This window comes from Leucobacter komagatae (genome assembly GCF_000834055.1).
GTDB classification, from domain to species: Bacteria; Actinomycetota; Actinomycetes; order Actinomycetales; family Microbacteriaceae; genus Leucobacter; species Leucobacter komagatae_A.
Genome location: NZ_JXSQ01000011.1, coordinates 1 through 17533 on the forward strand (window position 1 = coordinate 1; position 17533 = coordinate 17533).

Consider the following 17533-nt stretch of genomic DNA (forward strand, 5'->3'; position numbering starts at 1 on the left):
ATGAGTCTGTTATGTAACGATGTTCGCGTCTACTTTGTGGTTCTTGACGTACGGCCACAACCCCCCGAAAGTGCATCCGTGTGGTGCTTGTCTGGGTGGGTTGTTGTTTGTCAATAGAGTTTCGGTGGTTATAGCGTCAGGGAAACGCCCGGTCACATTCCGAACCCGGAAGCTAAGGCTGACAGCGCCGATGGTACTGCGAGGGGGACCTCGTGGGAGAGTAGGACACCGCCGAACAATTATTGGAAAGCCCCGGAGCAGTTATGCTCCGGGGCTTTCGTCATTTCAGGACACATTCCGAGCCCGGAGAGGCCCGGAATCACGGTGTTTTTTCTGCAACGCACAGCTTTATGAATTTGGCTCTAGCGCTGCACCCTGATGTTTGCCATTCTGTACCCAGCATGTGTTCGCTATCAAACATCTAGGAGACTGGTTCGTATGTTCGAAGCAGACGTACAAGACGTGGCCCAGTTGGTTGCCACGGGGTCCATCCCCTCCTCCGCAGAGATCGACGCGCTGCTTGCCACGGCGCACGAGCGATACGCCGCAACGACTGACGGCCGCGTTGCCGATTACATTCCCGTTCTTGGCGCCGCCGATCCCTCGAAGTTCGGAATGAGTCTCGTCACGGCTGACGGCAGAACCCACTCGCTTGGCGACAGCGCACACACCTTCTCGATCCAATCGATTTCGAAGGCGTTCGTCTACGCGCTTGTCTGCGATGCCCTCGGCCACGAGGTGGTTCACGACCGGGTCGGCGTGAACAATACCGGTCTGCCATTTAACTCGGTGGTCGCCCTCGAACTCAACGGTGGCAGCCCGCTCAACCCGATGGTGAACGCCGGCGCAATCGCGACCACGGCGCTCGTCCACGCCGATCCGACGCTCCGCTGGGAGGCCATCCACGCGGGGCTGTCTGCGTTCGCCGGGCGTGAGCTCCAGCTCGACGAGGAGGTGTTCGCCTCGGAGATGCTCACGAACCACCGCAACCGGGCGATCGCACACCTCCTCACGAGCTACACGCGGTTGGACCCCGAGCCGCTCGGCGTGGTCGAGACGTACACGAAGCAGTGCTCGCTTTCCGTGACCGCTGCGGACTTGGCCGTGATGGGGGCGACCCTCGCTGACGGTGGTGTGAACCCGGTCACGGGTCAGCGCGTCGTTTCCGAGCAGGCCGCTCGTGACACCCTCGCCGTGCTTGCGTCGTGCGGGATGTACGAACGATCGGGGGAGTGGCTCTTCGAAATCGGGCTCCCAGCGAAGTCAGGGGTGTCGGGCGGCATCCTTGCCGTCGCACCCGGAAAGGGAGCGCTTGCGGTCTTCTCGCCTCCCCTCGACGAAGCGGGCAACAGTGTCAGGGGTCAGCGCGTCTGCGCGTACCTCTCGCGGGCGCTCGCGCTGAATCTCTTCGCGTCCGCACCACGTGTGAAGGAGCAGTCATCGCTGGTGGCTCCGGGTTCGCATCGAAAGGAACTGTAGATCATGGTCGCTCACAGTACGTCATCCATCGCAGGCGCGGCGAACGCGAACGGACCAGGCGCGAAGGGCGCAACCGAACGTCGCTCCTGGGCCCCAATGGTTGGGCTCTTCCTCGCGCAGGTGCTTATGTCGTTCAACGTCGCAGCACTCCCAATTTCGCTTGGCGGGATGGGGCAGGACTTTGGGGTTCCCCCCACCACGGCGAGCTCGACGATCGTCGTTTACGGCCTCGCAGTCGCCGCGCTCGTGATGACGGGCGCGAAGCTCGGCCAGCGCGTGGGCTGGGTGAAGATCTTCCGCGTTGTCACGGTTGTCTTCGCCGGGTCCTCGGTGATGATGATGCTGTCGCAAACGGTCGCTTGGGCAATTGCTGGGCAAGCACTCGCTGGCGCAGCAGCCGCGATCATCGTGCCCGCGCTCGTAGCTCTCATCGCTGAGAACTATAAGGGCGAGCAGCAGGCAACAGCGGTTGGCTCGCTCGGCTCCGCACGCGCCTTCTCCGGGATGAGCGCATTCCTCATCGGCGGTACCCTCGGCACTTTTGTTGGGTGGCGGCCCGTGTTCGGGATCACGCTCGCACTCGCCATCGCGGTGTTCATTCTGAGTTTCACTCTGCGTTCCGATCGCGGTGACAAGAGTGTGCGGATCGACGTCGTAGCCTCGCTCCTCATCGGTGGCGCCATCGTGTTGCTCACGCTCGGGTTCAACAACCTCAATGGTTGGGGAATTGTGCATGCGAGCGAGTCGGCACCGTTTTCGCTGCTCGGCCTGTCGCCTGCGCCAGCGTTTGTGGTTGTCGGGATCGTGCTCGGTCAGCTGTTCTTTGTTCGCACGCGTGGAAGGAAACGGCAGGGCAAGGATCCGCTCGTTGACCTCGACGTGCTGCGCAACCCGACGGAGCGGGCAGCGGTCTACGCGATGTTCGTGATCGTGGCAATGGAAGCCGCAATCAACTTCACGGTGCCAACATATATTCAGGTGGTGCAGGGGCGCACCCCATTCGACACGTCGCTCGCGATGATGCCGTTTAACCTCACCGTGTTCGTGACAGCCACACTCATCGTCCGTTTCTACAAGCGATTCCAGCCACGCACTATCGCACTGTTCGCTTTCGGCCTCACAACGGTTGCACTGCTGTGGCTCGCACTCGTCGTCACGAACAACTGGGAGACCCTGCCGACAATTCTTGGGCTGATCGCGTTCGGGATCGGTCAGGGTGCGCTCGTCACCCTCGTCTTCAACGTGTTGGTTACGGCTGCGCCAAAGGAGCTTGCAGGCGACGTCGGATCGATCCGCGGTACGACGCAGAACCTCGCATCGGCCGTCGGTACCGCGGTCATGGGGGCCGTGTTGGTGACGACACTGAGCTTCGGGGTGACCCAGTCGGTTGAGAAGCACCCGGAGTTGCCCGCCGAGCTCGCGGCGCAGGTCGACCTTGGCAACGTGAACTTCATTAACAATGATGATTTGCGAGAGCTGCTCGCCGAGACCGACGCGACGCAAGCGCAGGTGGCTTCGGCCATCGAGCTTAACGAGGGAGAGCGACTGCGTACGCTCAAGCTCGGCTTTCTACTGCTTGCCGGGGTAAGCGCGATCGCCGCACTGCCCGCATCACGGCTACCCCGCTACCGCCCTGAGGAGATCCCAGAGTGAGGAGGGGGAGCCTTTTACCTGGCGCTGGAAGGCCGACTGGGGACGACGAGTGTCTCTGGTGTGACCGACACGCAGTTCGGAGGGGATTCCTAGCTTCGGTATTTGGAACAGTCATATTCCGATAAACTGTAGGTTGGGACGACGGCAGCACAAGAAGCGAAGGTAGGGAGCCAATGGGCGCGATGATGGGTGTAATCCTTCTACTCGCGTTCATATCACTGGTTGCTCATCCCTTCGTTAAGCGCGTTGGACGACGCGGCTTCCTCGTGCTCGGCGCGCTCATGGCCGCAGCGTTCGCGGTCTTTGTTGCACTCGCGTTCCCCGTGTTCGCCGGCGACGTGCTTGTCGAGCACATCGAGTGGATCCCACAGCTGGACGTTGGACTCACGCTCAGGCTCGACCCGCTCTCAGCGATGTTTGCCCTGCTCGTCACTGGAGCCGGCGCTCTCGTGCTGCTCTACTGCGCCTACTACTTCGACGACACCGAGCTGGGTGTACCCAGGTTCGCCGCTGTTTTCATGGGCTTCGCCACGAGCATGCTCGGCCTCGTCGTGGCCGACAACGTCTACCTCCTCTTTGTCTTCTGGGAAGCGACTACGGTCTTCTCGTTCCTCCTGATCGGTCACGTTGCCAGGCTGCGAACGGCGAACTCTGCCGCGCTGCAGGCCCTGATGATCACCACGCTCGGCGGATTGTCGATGCTGGTCGGATTCGTCCTCATCGTGCAGACAGGCGGCACGCCGCTGCTGTCTGAGATCATCGCAGATCCGCCACAGGGATCGCTCGTCACCGTTGCCGTGTACCTCGTGCTCCTCGGTGCGATCTCGAAGTCAGCGATCTTCCCCCTCCACTTCTGGTTGCCAGGCGCGATGGCGGCACCAACGCCGGTGAGCGCATACCTGCACGCCGCGGCGATGGTCAAGGCCGGTGTGTACCTCATCGCCCGCATGAGCGAGCCGTTTTCCGATGTGCCAGGGTATCGCTGGACGCTCGTCATTCTCGGTGGCATCACAATGCTCATCGGTGGGTTCAGGGCGCTGCGGCAGTTCGACATCAAGCTCATCGTTGCCCACGGAACGGTCAGCCAGCTCGGTCTGCTCGTGATGGTGATTGGCGTGGGGGACCCGCGAGCGACGTTCGCCGGGCTCGTGCTTCTCTTCGCGCACGCGGTCGCCAAGGCGCCGCTGTTCCTCACCGTCGGAATCATTGACTTCTCCACCGGCGTTCGCGACCTCAGGCGGCTCAGCGGCGTTGGCAGGCGATTCAAGTTGCTGACAACCGTGGCTGTCATCGCCGGCGCGTCAATGGCCGGCGTCCCGCCGCTTTTCGGCTTCGTCGCTAAGGAGTCCGCGTTCGCGGAGCTCCTCGAGGTCGGGCACACCGAACCCGCGGCCTATGTCGCGCTCTGCGTAGCGGTCGTCGGTAGCGTCCTCACGGTCGCCTACATGGTGCGGTTCATTTGGGGTGCGTTCGCGCGCAAGCCAGGCGTCCCAGACACGCCACTCGTGACCCGCGTCTCGCCGAGCATCGTCATCGCGCCCGCGCTCTTCACCGCTGTAGCCGTGTTCTACGGGTTGGCGTCGCCGCTGCTCGATCCACTGCTTCGCGCCTCGGTGCCAGGCACCCCGCTCGGAGACCCGGAGAAGCTGAGCCTGTGGCACGGATTCAGCCTTCCGCTCCTGCTCTCCGCAGTGATCTTTGTGCTTGGTGCGCTCATCTTCTTCCCCGCCCGCAGGCTCGCGACAACCATGTCGCCGCCCTCCGAGCGGTTCTCCGGATCGCACGCCTACTGGTACGCGACCCACATGCTCGACACGATCGCGGTGCGGTTTACGTCGATCACGCAGCGCGGCTCGCTGCCGTTCTACCTCGCGGTGATCCTCACCGTTGTCGTGATCACCCTCGGTGGCACCCTGCTCTCGGTCCAGCAGTGGCCAGACGAGATCGCACTCGTCTCGAGCCCGGTAGACATTCCGATCGCCGTCGTGATGATCGTTGCGGCACTGTTCGCAATGCGGGCGAGGACGCGATTCCAGGGCGGCCTCCTCGTTGGTGTCACCGGTTACGGCATGGCGACGATCTTCGCACTGCACGGCGCACCCGACCTCGCCCTCACACAGCTTCTCGTCGAGACGGTTACGCTCATCGCGTTTGTCCTCGTGATTCGACGGCTCCCAGCACACATGGCCGAGCGGCCGAAGCGTGCGACACGGTTCTTCAGGCTCGCACTCGGGCTCGGCGTCGGACTCGTGCTTGGCGCGGTCGCTGTCGTGTCGCTCGGCGCCCGCGTCGCCGACCCGATCTCGCTCGGCCTCCCGCAGCTCGCGGTCGAGGGTGGCCACGGCTACAACGTCGTGAACGTCATGCTCGTCGACATCAGGGCCTGGGACACGATGGGTGAGCTGTCCGTGATCCTTGCGGCGGCGACCGGCGTCGCCTCGCTCGTGTTCTTGAACACCCGCGTGGATCAGAGCCCGCATCTCAGCCGACGTGAGGCACGAAACGCCACACGCGCGCACCTCTTGCGGGTCGCTGACCCAGAGGATCCGGCACGCCGCATGAACTGGCTGCTCGCCGGTTCGAACCTCCGACCGGAGCGACGCTCGATCATTCTCGAGGTCGTTGTTCGGCTGGTCTTCCACGGCCTCCTCATCCTCTCGGTATTCCTGCTGCTTTCCGGTCACAACGCGCCAGGCGGCGGCTTCGCCGCTGGCCTTGTTGCGGGGCTCGCACTTGTTGCCCGCTACCTCGCCGGTGGCAGGCACGAACTGCGGGCGACGGTGTCGCTCGACGCTGGCCGGATCCTCGGCATCGGTCTCGCGCTCGCGGTGACCATGGCAATCATTCCGCTGTTCTTCGGCCAGCCGGCGCTGTCCTCGAGCTGGGTCGACGTTGACCTCGGCCCGTTCGGAACGCTGCCGCTTGTGACGTCAACGCTGTTCGACATTGGCGTGTACCTCGTCGTGTTCGGCCTCGTCCTCGATGTGCTCAGGAGCCTCGGCTCTGAGATCGACGAGCACGAGGAATCAGATAACGCTGAGTTCGCAGAGGAGGCAGCACAGTGACCATGCCACTTGTCCTCGTAGCCGTGATGGTCGTCATGTACGTTGCGGGTGTGTACCTCCTGCTCGACCGCAGTTTGACGCGGATCATGCTCGGCTTCCTCCTGGTGGGGAACGCGACGAACCTCCTCATCTTCTTGATGTCAGGCGAGTTCGGTGCGGCACCACTCGCCGGCGGCGACGAAGCGATCAGTGATCCGCTGCCGCAGGCCTTCATCCTCACGGCGATCGTGATCACGTTCGGTGTGAGTGCGTTCCTGCTTGCCCTCATCTATCGCTCCTGGCGCCTTGCTCGCGTCAGCGACGACCATGTCGAGGACGACGAGGACGATCTCGCTATCGGCAGCGCCGAGACTCTCACCGCCGGGCAGGTGACGGACGAGGATCTCGAGGTCGCCCCCGAATACGACGAAGAAGATGTACTGCCAACTGACGCCGAGGAGACCCGCAAGTGACATTCCTCGTGCCCCTCGTTGTCCTGATCCCGCTCGTCGCGGCCGCGCTTGCGCTCGCCATTCCCGGCCATCGGGAGGTGCAGCGCGGCATCACTCTCGTGGCGCTGACGGTGAGCTCGGTGCTCGGCGTGACGCTCATGTTCGTCGTGGATCGCATGGGCCCGCTCGTCATGCAGGTCGGAGGCTGGGCTGCCCCGTACGGCATCTCGCTCGTGGTGGATCGCGTGTCCGCGCTTATGCTTGCGGTTTCCGCTGTCGTGCTGCTCGCCGTCTTCATCTTCTCGATCGGCCAGGGTCTCGCCGACGGGGATGAGGAGACGCCGGTCTCCATCTACTACCCGACCTATCTGGTGCTCGGCGCCGGCGTGTTCAACGCCTTTATCGCCGGTGACCTCTTCAACCTCTACGTCGGGTTCGAGATTCTGCTGGTGTCGAGCTACGTGCTCATCACCCTCGGCGGCACCGCCCCGCGCATCCGCGCCGGCGTGACCTACGTCGTCGTCTCGCTCGTGTCCTCGATCCTGTTCCTCGCGGCGATCGGTCTCGTTTACGGCGCGACTGGCACCGTGAACATGGCGCAGCTGCAGTTCAGGATCGCCGAGCTGCCGAGCGACCTGCAACTCATTTTGAATCTCGCGCTGCTCATTGCTTTTGGTATCAAGGCGGCGGTGTTCCCGTTAGCGTTCTGGCTACCGGACTCGTATCCGACCGCGCCGGCTCCGGTCACCGCCGTGTTTGCCGGGTTGCTCACGAAGGTCGGCGTCTACGCGATTATTCGTACGCAGACGATGCTGTTTCCCGAGTCCAGCGTCGACCCGTTACTCATGGTCGTCGCCGCGCTCACGCTCATCGTCGGTATCCTCGGGGCGATATCGCAACTCGACGTCAAACGGATGCTCTCGTTCACCCTCATTAGCCATATTGGCTACATGATCTTTGGCATTGCCATCGCGAACGCGGCGGGGTTCTCCGCGACGATCTACTACATCGCGCACCACATCATCGTGCAAACGACGCTGTTCCTCGCGGTAGGACTCATGGAGCGCCAGGGGGGAACGACTTCGTTGTCGGGGCTCGGCGGGCTCATGCGAAGCGCGCCGGTCATAGCGGTGCTGTTCTTCGTGCCAATGCTGAACCTCGGCGGCATTCCGCCCTTCTCCGGCTTCCTCGGGAAACTCGGATTGTTTACCGCTGGCGCCGAGTTGCAGACGCCTGGGGCCTACTGGCTCATCGGCATCGGCGCGCTCGTTTCGCTGCTCACGCTGTACGCCCTTGCCAGGGCGTGGGTGCTCGCGTTCTGGCGGCCGAAGACGGTCACCGCACCCGCTGCTGGGCCGGCGAAGGCCCCCTCAACCGAGGCGCTCATGCTTCGTGAGCGTGAGGAGGCCATGATCGAGCGCTTGCACGACGCCCCCGACGCAGCACCGACGCAGGAGAAGCGCGGCATCCCGAAGCTGATGATTGCGGCGACTGCTGGCATGATCGGGGTGAGCCTGGTGCTCACGTTCGCTGCAGGCCCCCTGTTCGCCTACGCTGAGCGCGCGGGTGAGGAGCTCGCGTCTCCAGAGAAACTGGCATCGCTCGTGCTCGAGGGATCAACCCCGAACGGCGGAAGTGGCTCGACGGCAGCCCCTGAGGAGGCTTCAGATGGGTAAGCGCGCACCCCGTACGGCGACGGGTCTTGAGATCATCGTCCGCTTCCACGAGCTCCCGCTGCTCGTTGGCCTGGTGGTGCTGTGGATGATGCTCTGGCAGGAAGTGTCGCTGCTGTCGTTTGTGAGCGGGCTCATTGTCTCGATTGTGATGATGCGTGTGTTCTACCTTCCGCCAGTGTCGCTCGCGGGACGCTTCAACCCCTGGTACGCGCTGCGCTACCTCGGATACTTCCTCTGGAACCTCTCGTGGGCTTCATTCGAGGTCGCCTGGCTTGCCGTGCGTCCCGGGCCTGTGCCGAAGACGTCGATCATTGCGGTTCGGTTGCGCACCAGCTCCGATTTCATTCTCACGATCGTCGGTCTGACGATCTCGCTCATCCCTGGTTCCCTCGTCGCCGAGGTGGATCGATTTGGATCCACGCTCTACCTGCACGTGCTGAATACCCCGTCGCAGAAGGCGATCACGAAGATGCGGCACGACGTTGCGACGATCGAGCGGCTCCTCGTACTCACGCTCGGCTCGCGCGAAGAAGTGAAGGCGGTGCGCAAATGACACTCGAAGTGGTGCTATTCATCGTGGTTGGCGTCGGGCTGACCTTTACGGCGCTCGCTGCGCTCGTGCTCATCGTCCGTGGCCCGACCATCCTCGACCGTATGGTCGCCTCTGATGTGCTGCTCACGACCGTGGTGCTGTCGCTCGGAGCAGACATGGTTGCGCGCAATCACACCGACTCGATTCCGATCATGGTTGCGATTGCGGCGACGGCAACGTTCGCGACGATCGTTGTGTCGCGGTATGTGAAGCGCAGAACCGATTCGGATCTGCCGCAGGCAACGGAGGAGGCAGAACATGTTTGATCAGATTCTCGACATTGCCGCGCTCGTCTGCCTCGTGCTTGCTGCCTTCCTTTCCGCTGCGGCGGGCATCGGACTGCTTCGCTTCACGGATTCGCTGAGCAGGCTGCACGCGGCGACGAAGCCACAGATCTTCGGCCTGCTGCTGGTGATCGCGGCCGTCGCCATTGACCAGCGCTCGCTCGGGGTGTTCCTCGCGCTTGTCCCAGTATTTGTCTTCCAGGCGCTGACCGCTCCGACCGCGGCCCACATGGTCGGGCGTGCCGCGTACCGTACCGGCGAACTCGACGACAACATTGTGCTGGTCGACGAGCTCGGTCCCGCCGTCGCCCGGGCGACGGCCAAGGCCGCCGAGCAGGACAGGCTGCAGGCGATTGCTGAGGAGGAGCGGGACCGCGAGCTTGAAGCTCTCGCCCTCGCTGAGCGTGAAGAGGAACAGCAGGCTCGCGCCGCGAAAGAGCTTGCCGCGCGCAAGCCGAGCGCCCCTGGCCTTGCAGAGTCGCGCGGCGACCGCGACTAGTTCGTGCCGTCTCGGCCGGTGACGGTCCACGGCAGCAGCAGCTCGAGAGCGCAGCAGCAGCTCAACAGCACAGCAGCACACAACACAGCAACAGCACACAGCACTGTGGGCCCCTCCGAGGAGGGGCCCACAGTGCTGTTGCGGTCTACCCGAGCGTGCGTGCGTCTCGGCTAGCCTTCGACGAGGTACCGGCTGTAGGCCGGTACGGTGAGGAACGTCGGGAACGTGTCACCGAGCGCGACGTCTGCGAAGAGCTCCGCTGCGTCGTCGTACCGGTCGCCCTCGAAACGCTCGAAGCCCCGTACGGTCTCCGCGAGGATGCCCTCGACCCAGCTGCGCGTGATGGGCGTGCCGTCAGCGGTGCGCTGATCCTGGTGGATCCACTGCCAGATCTGCGAGCGGCTGATCTCGGCGGTCGCAGCGTCCTCCATGAGGTTGTCAATCGCGGCGGCGCCGATACCGCGAAGCCACGACTCGATGTAGCGCACGCCGATTGAGACGTTGTCGCGCACGCCCGCCTCGGTGATGTCGCGGCCGATGTGCACGTCGAGCAGCTGAGCTGCGGTCACCTCGACGTCGTCGCGCTGGCGGTCGACCTGGTTCGGGCGGTCGCCGAGCACTGCGTCGAACTCGGCCTTCGCAACGGGAATGAGGTCGGGGTGGGCGACCCAGGTGCCGTCGAAGCCGTCGCTTGCCTCGCGGTGCTTGTCGGCGCGGACCTTCTCCTCGGCCAGCTGTGTAACCTCCGGGTCGCGGCGGTTCGGGATGAAGGCGCTCATGCCTCCGATCGCGTGCGCACCGCGCTTGTGGCAGGTCTTCACGAGCAGCTCGGTGTATGCGCGCATGAACGGCACCGTCATCGTCACTTCGCTGCGGTCGGGAAGCACGAAGCGTGCGCCGCGGCCGCGGTAGTTCTTGATGATCGAGAAGATGTAGTCCCAGCGGCCGGCATTGAGCCCGGCCATGTGGTCGCGCAGCACGTAGAGGATCTCTTCCATCTCAAACGCGGCAGGCAGCGTCTCGATGAGGACCGTCGCGCGGATCGTGCCGTGGGCGAGCCCGAGACGTTCTTCGGTGTAGCTGAAGATGTCGTCCCAGAGCTTCGCCTCTTCGCTCGACTCGAGCTTCGCGATGTAGAAGTAGGGGCCCGCGCCGTTGGCGATGAGCTGCTGCGCGTTGTGGAACGCGTACAGGCCGAAGTCGACGAGGCTGCCGGAGGCTGCGCCCGACTGCCCCTGCGCGTCGGTGAAGCGGATGTGCTTTTCGACGAGGTGCCAGCCGCGTGGGCGCATCACGATCGTCGGTGTGCGCTCGGCAGTGACGCGGTACTCCTTGCCCTCTGGGCTCGTGTACTCGAGCTGACCGCGGATCGCGTCGTAGAGCGAGAGCTGACCGCCGATGACGTTCTTCCACGTCGGGCTGGTCGCGTCCTCCTGGTCTGCGAGCCAGACTCGCGCACCAGAGTTCATGGCGTTGATGGTCATCTTGGGGTCGGTCGGGCCGGTGATCTCGACGCGCCGATCCTCGAGGCCGGGGGCTGGGGCTGCGACCTGCCACGTCGCGTCCTCGCGAATGTGGCGGGTGTCCTCACGGAACTTTGGGTCGCGGCCATTGCCGATCTCGTAGCGCCTGCGTTGGCGGTCTGCGAGGCGCTCGTGGCGCGGGCTGGCAAAGCGCTCGTGCAGTTCGGTGAGGAAGGCGAGCGCTTCGGGGGTGAGGATCTCGTCGCTGCGATCGAAGGGGCGGCCGTTGACTTCGAGGCGGGGCTCGTGGGCGGGGGAAGAGAAGGTGCGCTGCCGTTCGGCTGTCGCGGTTTGGGTGTTCATGATCGTGTCCTTCGAATGGGTGAAGCCGGTGTCGTGAAGCCGCTGGGTGTGCTGCTGGGGCTGCGGGGAGGCAGTGCGTCTGGGGACGCGGAGGCCGTGTTCCGCAGGTGAATCGGTTGTGTGCTTCTATCTTCGGCCCACCGAACGGGCTAATGCGGGCGTTTCTCGCGTGAAATTTCGCACTATTTCTGCTTGCCGAAAATTTGAAGGTCTGTCACGATGGGGGCATGACCATTGATGCACTCGACCTCGCGCCCGTCGAGACCGAATCGGAGGGCAGCGACGCGCTCACCCTTGGCCGGCGCATTCGTGAGCGCCGCATTGAGCTCGGGATGACGCTCGAGCAGCTCGCCTCCGCGGTGGATCGTGCGCCCTCGCAGCTGTCAGCACTCGAGAACGGGAAGCGGGAGCCGCGGCTGCCGCTGCTGCGATCGCTCGCGAGCGCGCTGCAATCGACCGTTGACGAGCTGCTCATCGACGAGGCGCCGAGTGAGCGAGCCGCTCTCGAGATCTCGGTAGAGCGGGCCCAGCGCGGATCGGTGTTTCGCTCGCTTGGGCTGCAGCCGATCCGCGTGTCGAAGACCGTGAACGACGAGACGCTCCGCGCCATCATCGGGCTGCATCAGGAGGTCGAGCGCCTGCACAGCGAGCGCGCCGCGACGCCGGAGGAGGCCCGCCGCGCGAACACCGAGCTGCGGGAGGGGATGCGTGTCGCGAACAACTATTACCCCGACCTCGAGCGGGCGGCGGCGCAGCTGCTCGACAGCGTCGGATACTCGGGCGGCCCAGTGCTCCAGCAGACCGTCGCGCGCGTTGCGGAGAAGCTTGGCTTCACGCTGCACTACGTGACGGACCTGCCGCACTCGACACGTTCGGTGATTGACAGGCGAAACGGCCGCATCTATCTCAGCGCGAACCTCCCGTCGCGTGACGCTCGCGCCCCGATCCTCCGCGCCCTCGGCAGTCTCGTGTGCGGTCACGAAGAACCGAGAAACTACGGGGACTTCCTGAAGCAACGCGTCGAAGTGAACTATCTCGCTGGTGCGGTGCTCCTGCCGGAGGCCGCTGCCGTTGACTCGCTCAAAGACGCAAAGAAGCGCAGGGAGATCTCGATGGAGGACCTGCGCGACGCCTTCGCCGTGTCGTACGAGATGGCCGCGCATCGCTTCACCAACCTTGCGACCGAGTGGCTCGACCTCAACGTCCACTTCATGAAAGCCCACGAATCGGGCACGCTCATCAAAGCCTACGAAAACGATGGCGTGAGGTTCCCCTCCGATGCGTTGGGGAACCTTGAGGGCGCTATGGTGTGCCGAAACTGGACGGCGCGCACCGTCTTCGCGCAGCCCGACTTCTTCAACCCCTGGTACCAGTACACGGACATGGCTTCTGGCGGAACGTACTGGTGCACCTCGCGTCTCGAGAACGCTAAGGAGGGGCAGTACTCCGTGAGCGTCGGGGTGCGGTTTGAAGACGTGAAGTGGTTCCGCGGGCGCGAAACTCAGCACCGCTCGCAGTCGTTCTGCCCCGACGAGCGCTGCTGCCGGCGTGCCTCGACCGAGCTCACGCAGAAGTGGCAGGCCTCCGCGTGGCCCGAGGCTGCGACCCCGACGAGTTTGCTCGCGGCGCTGCCGACGGGCACATTCCCCGGCGTTGACTCGCACGAGGTCTACGAATTCCTTGAATCCCACGAGTAGTGGCGGGGTGCGATGAGACCCGGCGCTTCCCTCCGCAGGTCGTGCCGGCGATGCGCGCGATCCCGCCACGCGCGGACGGAATTGCGCGGTCCGCGAATAACCCCTGAGTATTACGATTTCGACGTGCGCTGGGGTACCGCACTGCGGTAGCGTAGGGGGACAGTATCGGGGCGTAGCCCCATCGAGTATGAAACGGGTGATGCAGTGGTGAGCGAGAAGCGGAGCAAAGATACCGAGGTACGCGCCACGGAGCAGTTCCGTGAGGATCTCAACGCGATGATTCGTGCCCAGGTCACCGACCTGAGTATCGACGAGCTTGAGGCAGTGCAGTCGCTGCCGTCTGGAGCGGCACTACTTGTTGTCCGCCGCGGGCCAGACCTTGGGGCACGTTTCCTGCTCGACCAGAACGTCACGGTTGCCGGGCGTCACCCGGCCGCTGACATCTTCCTCGATGACGTCACCGTCTCGCGCAAGCATGCCGAGTTCAAGCGCAACGGCACAACGTTCTCCGTGCTCGACCGCGGGTCGCTCAACGGCACCTACTGCAACGGTGAGCGCATCGACGGTGAGGTTGTCCTCGAAGACGGGGTAGAGGTGCAGGTGGGCAAGTTCCGCTTCACGTTCTTCGCCTCGCGCTTTGATCTTCCAGGCTCGTTCTAATGGCGGCCGCGCCACTTCGTGCTGTTCCCGCAGGGCTGCTGAGTATTGGGCAGGTGCTTGCGACTCTCCAGGAGGAGTTTGCTGACCTCACGCCCTCGAAGCTGAGGTTCCTCGAGGACCAGGGTCTCGTTGCTCCTGAGCGAACGAAGTCCGGGTACCGGAAGTTTTCGCAGGAGCACGTGGAGCGGGTGCGGCTGGTGCTCACGCTGCAGCGCGATCACTACCTGCCGTTGAAGAAGATCGCTGAGGTGCTTGAGGAGCTCGATGCGGGGCGCGACCCCGTCATTCCCGGAGCCTCGCAGCGCAGCGCTTCGACGATCCTGTCGTCGAAGCAGGTGCTGTCAAGTGATGAGCTGTGCCGCGCAACGGCAACGAATAAGCGTTTCCTCGGCGAGGCAATCGCCGCCGGGCTGCTGCCAGCGACCGAGGTCTTTCCGTTTGACTCGATCGCCCAGCTCACAGCGCTGGTGAAGCTCGCGCAGGCCGGGCTCACACCGCGTCACCTTCGCTCGCTGCGGATCGCGGCGGAGCGCGAAGCTGAGATGCTCGCGCAGGCCGTGTCGTCGCGGGGGGAGAAGCAGGGTTCGCCGAGCGCTGTTGACGGCTCGCTCGAGCTCGTCGAATACCTTGAGACGGTGCGCTCCGGCGTGTTGCGGCGGAAGTTCGGCGTGCTCTGATTTGGCGTCATTCCGCTGATTTCTCACCTTCAACTAGAACCTTAAGGTGGAAGAAGCGAAATCGGTGTCCGCGGTCGTTGCCAGGGAGCCCCCTCGCCGATAGCGTTAGGTGAACTGAGCACAGCGCGAAGAGAGGGACGTCATGGAGCACATCGAACCGCCATCCGGCGGTAGCGGCAACGGTACACACGAGTACCTGGATTCCGCAGAGATGCTGTTCAGTGACGGCCTGCCGCAGCCGAACATCGACGGCGGTTTCAAGGGTGCAGTAGCCGCGCGCGCAGCGGGCATCACCTACCGTCAGCTCGACTACTGGGCGCGAACTGGGCTCGTTGAGCCAACCGTTCGCGAAGCGAGCGGCTCGGGCTCACAGCGCCTCTACGGCTTCCGCGACATCCTCGTGCTGAAGCTCGTGAAGCGCCTGCTCGACACCGGAATCTCGCTGCAGCAGATCCGCACCGCGGTCGCGCAGCTCCACGCGGCCGGCGTACACGACCTCTCGCAGACCACGCTCATGAGCGACGGTGCGAGCGTCTACCTATGCACGTCCAACGATGAGGTCATTGACCTCGTGAGCCGCGGCCAAGGCGTCTTTGGTATTGCCGTCGGCAAGGTGCTCCGCGAGGTCGAAACCTCGCTCGTCGATCTCGACGACCACCGCGAAAAGGGCGCCGACGACGCTGGCGCAAGCGATGAGCTCGCGGCCCGCCGCGCGGCACGCAAGACCTCCTAGCGATCCCGGCTCGGCGGGGGAGCCTCACCGAGCCTCCCCGCTGCGGTTGCGGCGCGACGCATCGCGTGCCACTGCTGGCACATTCGGAGCGGACATTGAGCGACATTCCAGTGTCTGCCCGCAGAATGGTTACCCGAACCAGAAAGCGGGTGAATCATGTATGCAGCAGCGAGCATGGCGCGCATCTATCTCGATGGTGTCAGTTCTCTTGAATATCTCGTCAGCGCGATGCGTCCTGGCGATGAAGAAGCCCGGGTTCCCGCGACGCCGCTCTGGAGCGTGCGCCAGCTCTTCAGCCACCTGGCAGGCGCCTCAACCGACACGCTCGAGTCCCGCCTCGACGGGTCTCCTGGGCGAGGCTGGACGCAGCGCCAGGTAGACGAGCGGGCGTCCTACTCGGTGGCGCAGAGCATGGCCGAGATCCGACGCAACGCAGACACCCTCGCCCCCATGCTCGATGACGTCCGCGGCCCCAATCCGGCGTGGGACGTGCGCGTCCACGAGTACGACCTACGTGAGGCGCTCAGAATCGATGCGGAGCAACGCCACACCTGGCAAGACGTCGCGTTCGGTGCGATCGAGCTCTACAATCTCCGTGACGACGCACTGGGGGAGCTGCGGATCAGCGAAACCGGCGTCGTGCTCGAGGGCACAGAAGAGTCGATGTTGCGCGTCGACATGTACGAGCTATTTCGCGGAATGTTCTCCCGCAGGTCGCAGGCGCAAATCCTTGCCTGGGACTGGTCACCGCGTGCGCCACGCGAACTCGCCGACGACATTCCGCTGTTCTTCGGACCGCGTCTGGACGCGCAGCCCACAATTCGCTGACACTCGAGCCACGCCGGTGTGGCGCTGGTGTGGCGCCGGCGGGTTACTTCGCCTGAGCGGCTGCCGCGCCCGCGGAACGCAGTACGCGGTCGAGTACGAGGTCGAAGTGGCCAGCCATCTCCTGTGCGGGCTCGCCTGGCCACAGGTGAACGGGCTTCGCCGCGCCCTGCGCCTGCTGCAGTGCCGGACGCTCGGGGAGCTGCGGGTTGAGTACCAGCGGGCCGAACATCTCGCGCAGCTCGCGGATGCGGAACTGGTGCTCCATCGACTGCGGCTGGGTGCGGTTGATGAGAATGCCGAGGGGCTGGAGACGCGGGCTCACGCCGCGGCGGATCTCCTCGATCGCGCGCAGCGCGCGGTCCGTGGCGGCAACCGCGAAGAGGCTGGGCTCGGTGACGATGAGTACGCGGTCGCTCGCTGCCCACGCTGTGCGGGTCAGGGCGTTCAGCGACGGCGCGGAGTCGATGAGTACGAGGTCGTAGTCGGCTTCAACGGTTGCGAGGGCTTCCTCGAGCTTCCAGATGTCGCGCGCAGACGGGTGCGGTCCATCGAAGTTGATGGCCGAGGGGCTACCGACGAGCAGGTCGATCTTGCCGCCCTCGTGGAACTCGTTCCAACCGCTCGGGGCGATCGCTGACCGGACCACCTTTTCCTTGGGTGACTCGAGCACGTCCGCGATGTTTGCGTAGCCGTCCGGGTTCACCGCGAGGCCTGTCGAAACATCCGACTGCGGGTCGAGATCGACCACCAGGGTGCGGAGACCGCGTGAGAACGCCGCCGACGCGATGCCGAGGCTCACGGTTGTCTTTCCTACGCCACCTTTGAGGGAGCTGACACTCAATACATGCACGTTTCGAGCTTAGTGGATTCCACCTGGAAACTGGTGTTTGATCTCAGGGAAGCGTCAAAGAAGTGTGGCAGCCGATAGCATCGGTGCATGGCAAAACGCGAGATTCGGCTGTTTGGGGACCCGGTACTGCGGACGGTGTGTGATGAAGTCACAGACATCAATGCGGGCATACACGCACTGGTCACGGACCTGTGTGAAACGGTTGACGAACCCGGTCGCGCTGGCCTCGCCTCGACGCAGATTGGTTACACGCAGCGCGCATTCAGCCTGCACATCGACGGCGTCATCGAATATGTCATCAACCCGCGGCTCGTTGCAGTCTCGGGCGATCCGGTGCTGACTGGGGAGGGTTGCCTGTCGGTGCCCAACCTCTGGTTCGAGGTGCTGCGGTACCCCTACGCGAAGGTCGTCGGCATCGACCTCGACGGTAACGAGATCACCATCGAGGGCGAGGGCCTCAAGGCCCAAGCGCTACAGCATGAGTGCGATCACCTCGACGGGAAGCTGTATATCTCCCGCCTGGACCGGGAGGCTCGCGGCGAAGCGATGCGCCAGATCCGCACCTCGGATTGGTTCTAGGGTG

16 protein-coding genes and 1 rRNA gene are annotated in these 17533 nt (G+C 64.1%); 15 read left to right on the plus strand and 2 right to left on the minus strand.

Translation table 11 applies throughout. The features are described from left to right. Nucleotides 1-120: 120 nt before the first annotated feature. From rrf to mnhG, 9 genes are all read left to right on the plus strand, one after another. A 5S ribosomal RNA gene (rrf, locus tag SD72_RS09125) occupies nt 121-237 on the plus strand. Between the two features lie 201 nt (nt 238-438). After that, the gene (gene glsA, locus SD72_RS09130) at nt 439-1479 is read left to right on the plus strand and encodes a glutaminase A (RefSeq protein WP_042544154.1); all 1041 of its coding nucleotides are present in this window, start codon (nt 439-441) and stop codon (nt 1477-1479) included. Between the two features lie 3 nt (nt 1480-1482). Beyond that, on the plus strand, nt 1483-3132 hold the full coding sequence (locus tag SD72_RS09135) for an MFS transporter (RefSeq protein ID WP_232299707.1): 1650 nt from the start codon (nt 1483-1485) through the stop codon (nt 3130-3132). Between the two features lie 182 nt (nt 3133-3314). Further along, nucleotides 3315-6197: a Na+/H+ antiporter subunit A gene (locus SD72_RS09140; RefSeq protein WP_042544223.1), complete on the plus strand. Its 2883-nt coding sequence runs from the start codon at nt 3315-3317 to the stop codon at nt 6195-6197. A gap of 2 nt (nt 6198-6199) precedes the next feature. Continuing rightward, nucleotides 6200-6649 carry a Na(+)/H(+) antiporter subunit C gene (locus SD72_RS09145; RefSeq protein ID WP_420038423.1) on the plus strand — a complete coding sequence of 150 codons (450 nt, stop codon included), beginning with the start codon at nt 6200-6202 and terminating at the stop codon, nt 6647-6649. Next, complete coding sequence (locus SD72_RS09150) at nt 6646-8304, plus strand: Na+/H+ antiporter subunit D (RefSeq protein WP_042544156.1); 1659 nt, start codon at nt 6646-6648, stop codon at nt 8302-8304. Before SD72_RS09145 ends, SD72_RS09150 begins: the two co-directional genes overlap by 4 nt. Beyond that, on the plus strand, nt 8297-8857 hold the full coding sequence (locus tag SD72_RS09155; RefSeq protein ID WP_042544157.1) for a Na+/H+ antiporter subunit E: 561 nt from the start codon (nt 8297-8299) through the stop codon (nt 8855-8857). The genes SD72_RS09150 and SD72_RS09155 overlap by 8 nt, the downstream gene beginning before the upstream one ends. Further along, nucleotides 8854-9162 (plus strand): monovalent cation/H+ antiporter complex subunit F, encoded by a 309-nt coding sequence (locus SD72_RS09160; RefSeq protein ID WP_042544158.1) that lies wholly within the window; start codon nt 8854-8856, stop codon nt 9160-9162. The genes SD72_RS09155 and SD72_RS09160 overlap by 4 nt, the downstream gene beginning before the upstream one ends. After that, nucleotides 9155-9679, plus strand: a complete 525-nt coding sequence (gene mnhG / locus SD72_RS09165) for a monovalent cation/H(+) antiporter subunit G (protein WP_084767065.1) — start codon at nt 9155-9157, stop codon at nt 9677-9679. Before SD72_RS09160 ends, mnhG begins: the two co-directional genes overlap by 8 nt. A 170-nt stretch (nt 9680-9849) precedes the next feature. Here the strand turns inward: mnhG and aceB are convergent, their stop codons facing one another. Next, entirely contained in the window at nt 9850-11505 is a 1656-nt protein-coding gene (gene aceB / locus SD72_RS09170) for a malate synthase A (RefSeq protein ID WP_042544159.1), read from the minus strand. Nucleotides 11506-11732: 227 nt separating this feature from the next. Between aceB and SD72_RS09175 the strand changes: the two genes are divergently transcribed. The 5 genes from SD72_RS09175 to SD72_RS09195 all read left to right on the plus strand — a co-directional run bounded on the left by SD72_RS09175 (nt 11733) and on the right by SD72_RS09195 (nt 16100). Then, nucleotides 11733-13202 (plus strand): helix-turn-helix domain-containing protein, encoded by a 1470-nt coding sequence (locus SD72_RS09175; RefSeq protein WP_042544160.1) that lies wholly within the window; start codon nt 11733-11735, stop codon nt 13200-13202. Nucleotides 13203-13409: 207 nt separating this feature from the next. Continuing rightward, nucleotides 13410-13862 (plus strand): FHA domain-containing protein, encoded by a 453-nt coding sequence (locus SD72_RS09180; protein WP_232299708.1) that lies wholly within the window; start codon nt 13410-13412, stop codon nt 13860-13862. Further along, complete coding sequence (gene ftsR, locus SD72_RS09185; RefSeq protein ID WP_042544162.1) at nt 13862-14539, plus strand: transcriptional regulator FtsR; 678 nt, start codon at nt 13862-13864, stop codon at nt 14537-14539. Before SD72_RS09180 ends, ftsR begins: the two co-directional genes overlap by 1 nt. A gap of 211 nt (nt 14540-14750) precedes the next feature. Then, the gene (locus SD72_RS09190) at nt 14751-15272 is read left to right on the plus strand and encodes a MerR family transcriptional regulator (RefSeq protein WP_042544225.1); all 522 of its coding nucleotides are present in this window, start codon (nt 14751-14753) and stop codon (nt 15270-15272) included. Between the two features lie 174 nt (nt 15273-15446). Continuing rightward, the gene (locus tag SD72_RS09195; RefSeq protein WP_157000529.1) at nt 15447-16100 is read left to right on the plus strand and encodes a maleylpyruvate isomerase N-terminal domain-containing protein; all 654 of its coding nucleotides are present in this window, start codon (nt 15447-15449) and stop codon (nt 16098-16100) included. A 43-nt stretch (nt 16101-16143) separates the two neighbouring features. Here SD72_RS09195 and SD72_RS09200 read toward each other — a convergent pair whose 3' ends face one another. Then, complete coding sequence (locus SD72_RS09200; RefSeq protein ID WP_042544163.1) at nt 16144-16950, minus strand: ParA family protein; 807 nt, start codon at nt 16948-16950, stop codon at nt 16144-16146. 87 nt (nt 16951-17037) lie between these two features. Here SD72_RS09200 and def point away from each other — a divergent pair, with 87 nt between their 5' ends. Beyond that, complete coding sequence (def, locus tag SD72_RS09205; protein ID WP_042544164.1) at nt 17038-17529, plus strand: peptide deformylase; 492 nt, start codon at nt 17038-17040, stop codon at nt 17527-17529. Nucleotides 17530-17533 lie beyond the last annotated feature (4 nt).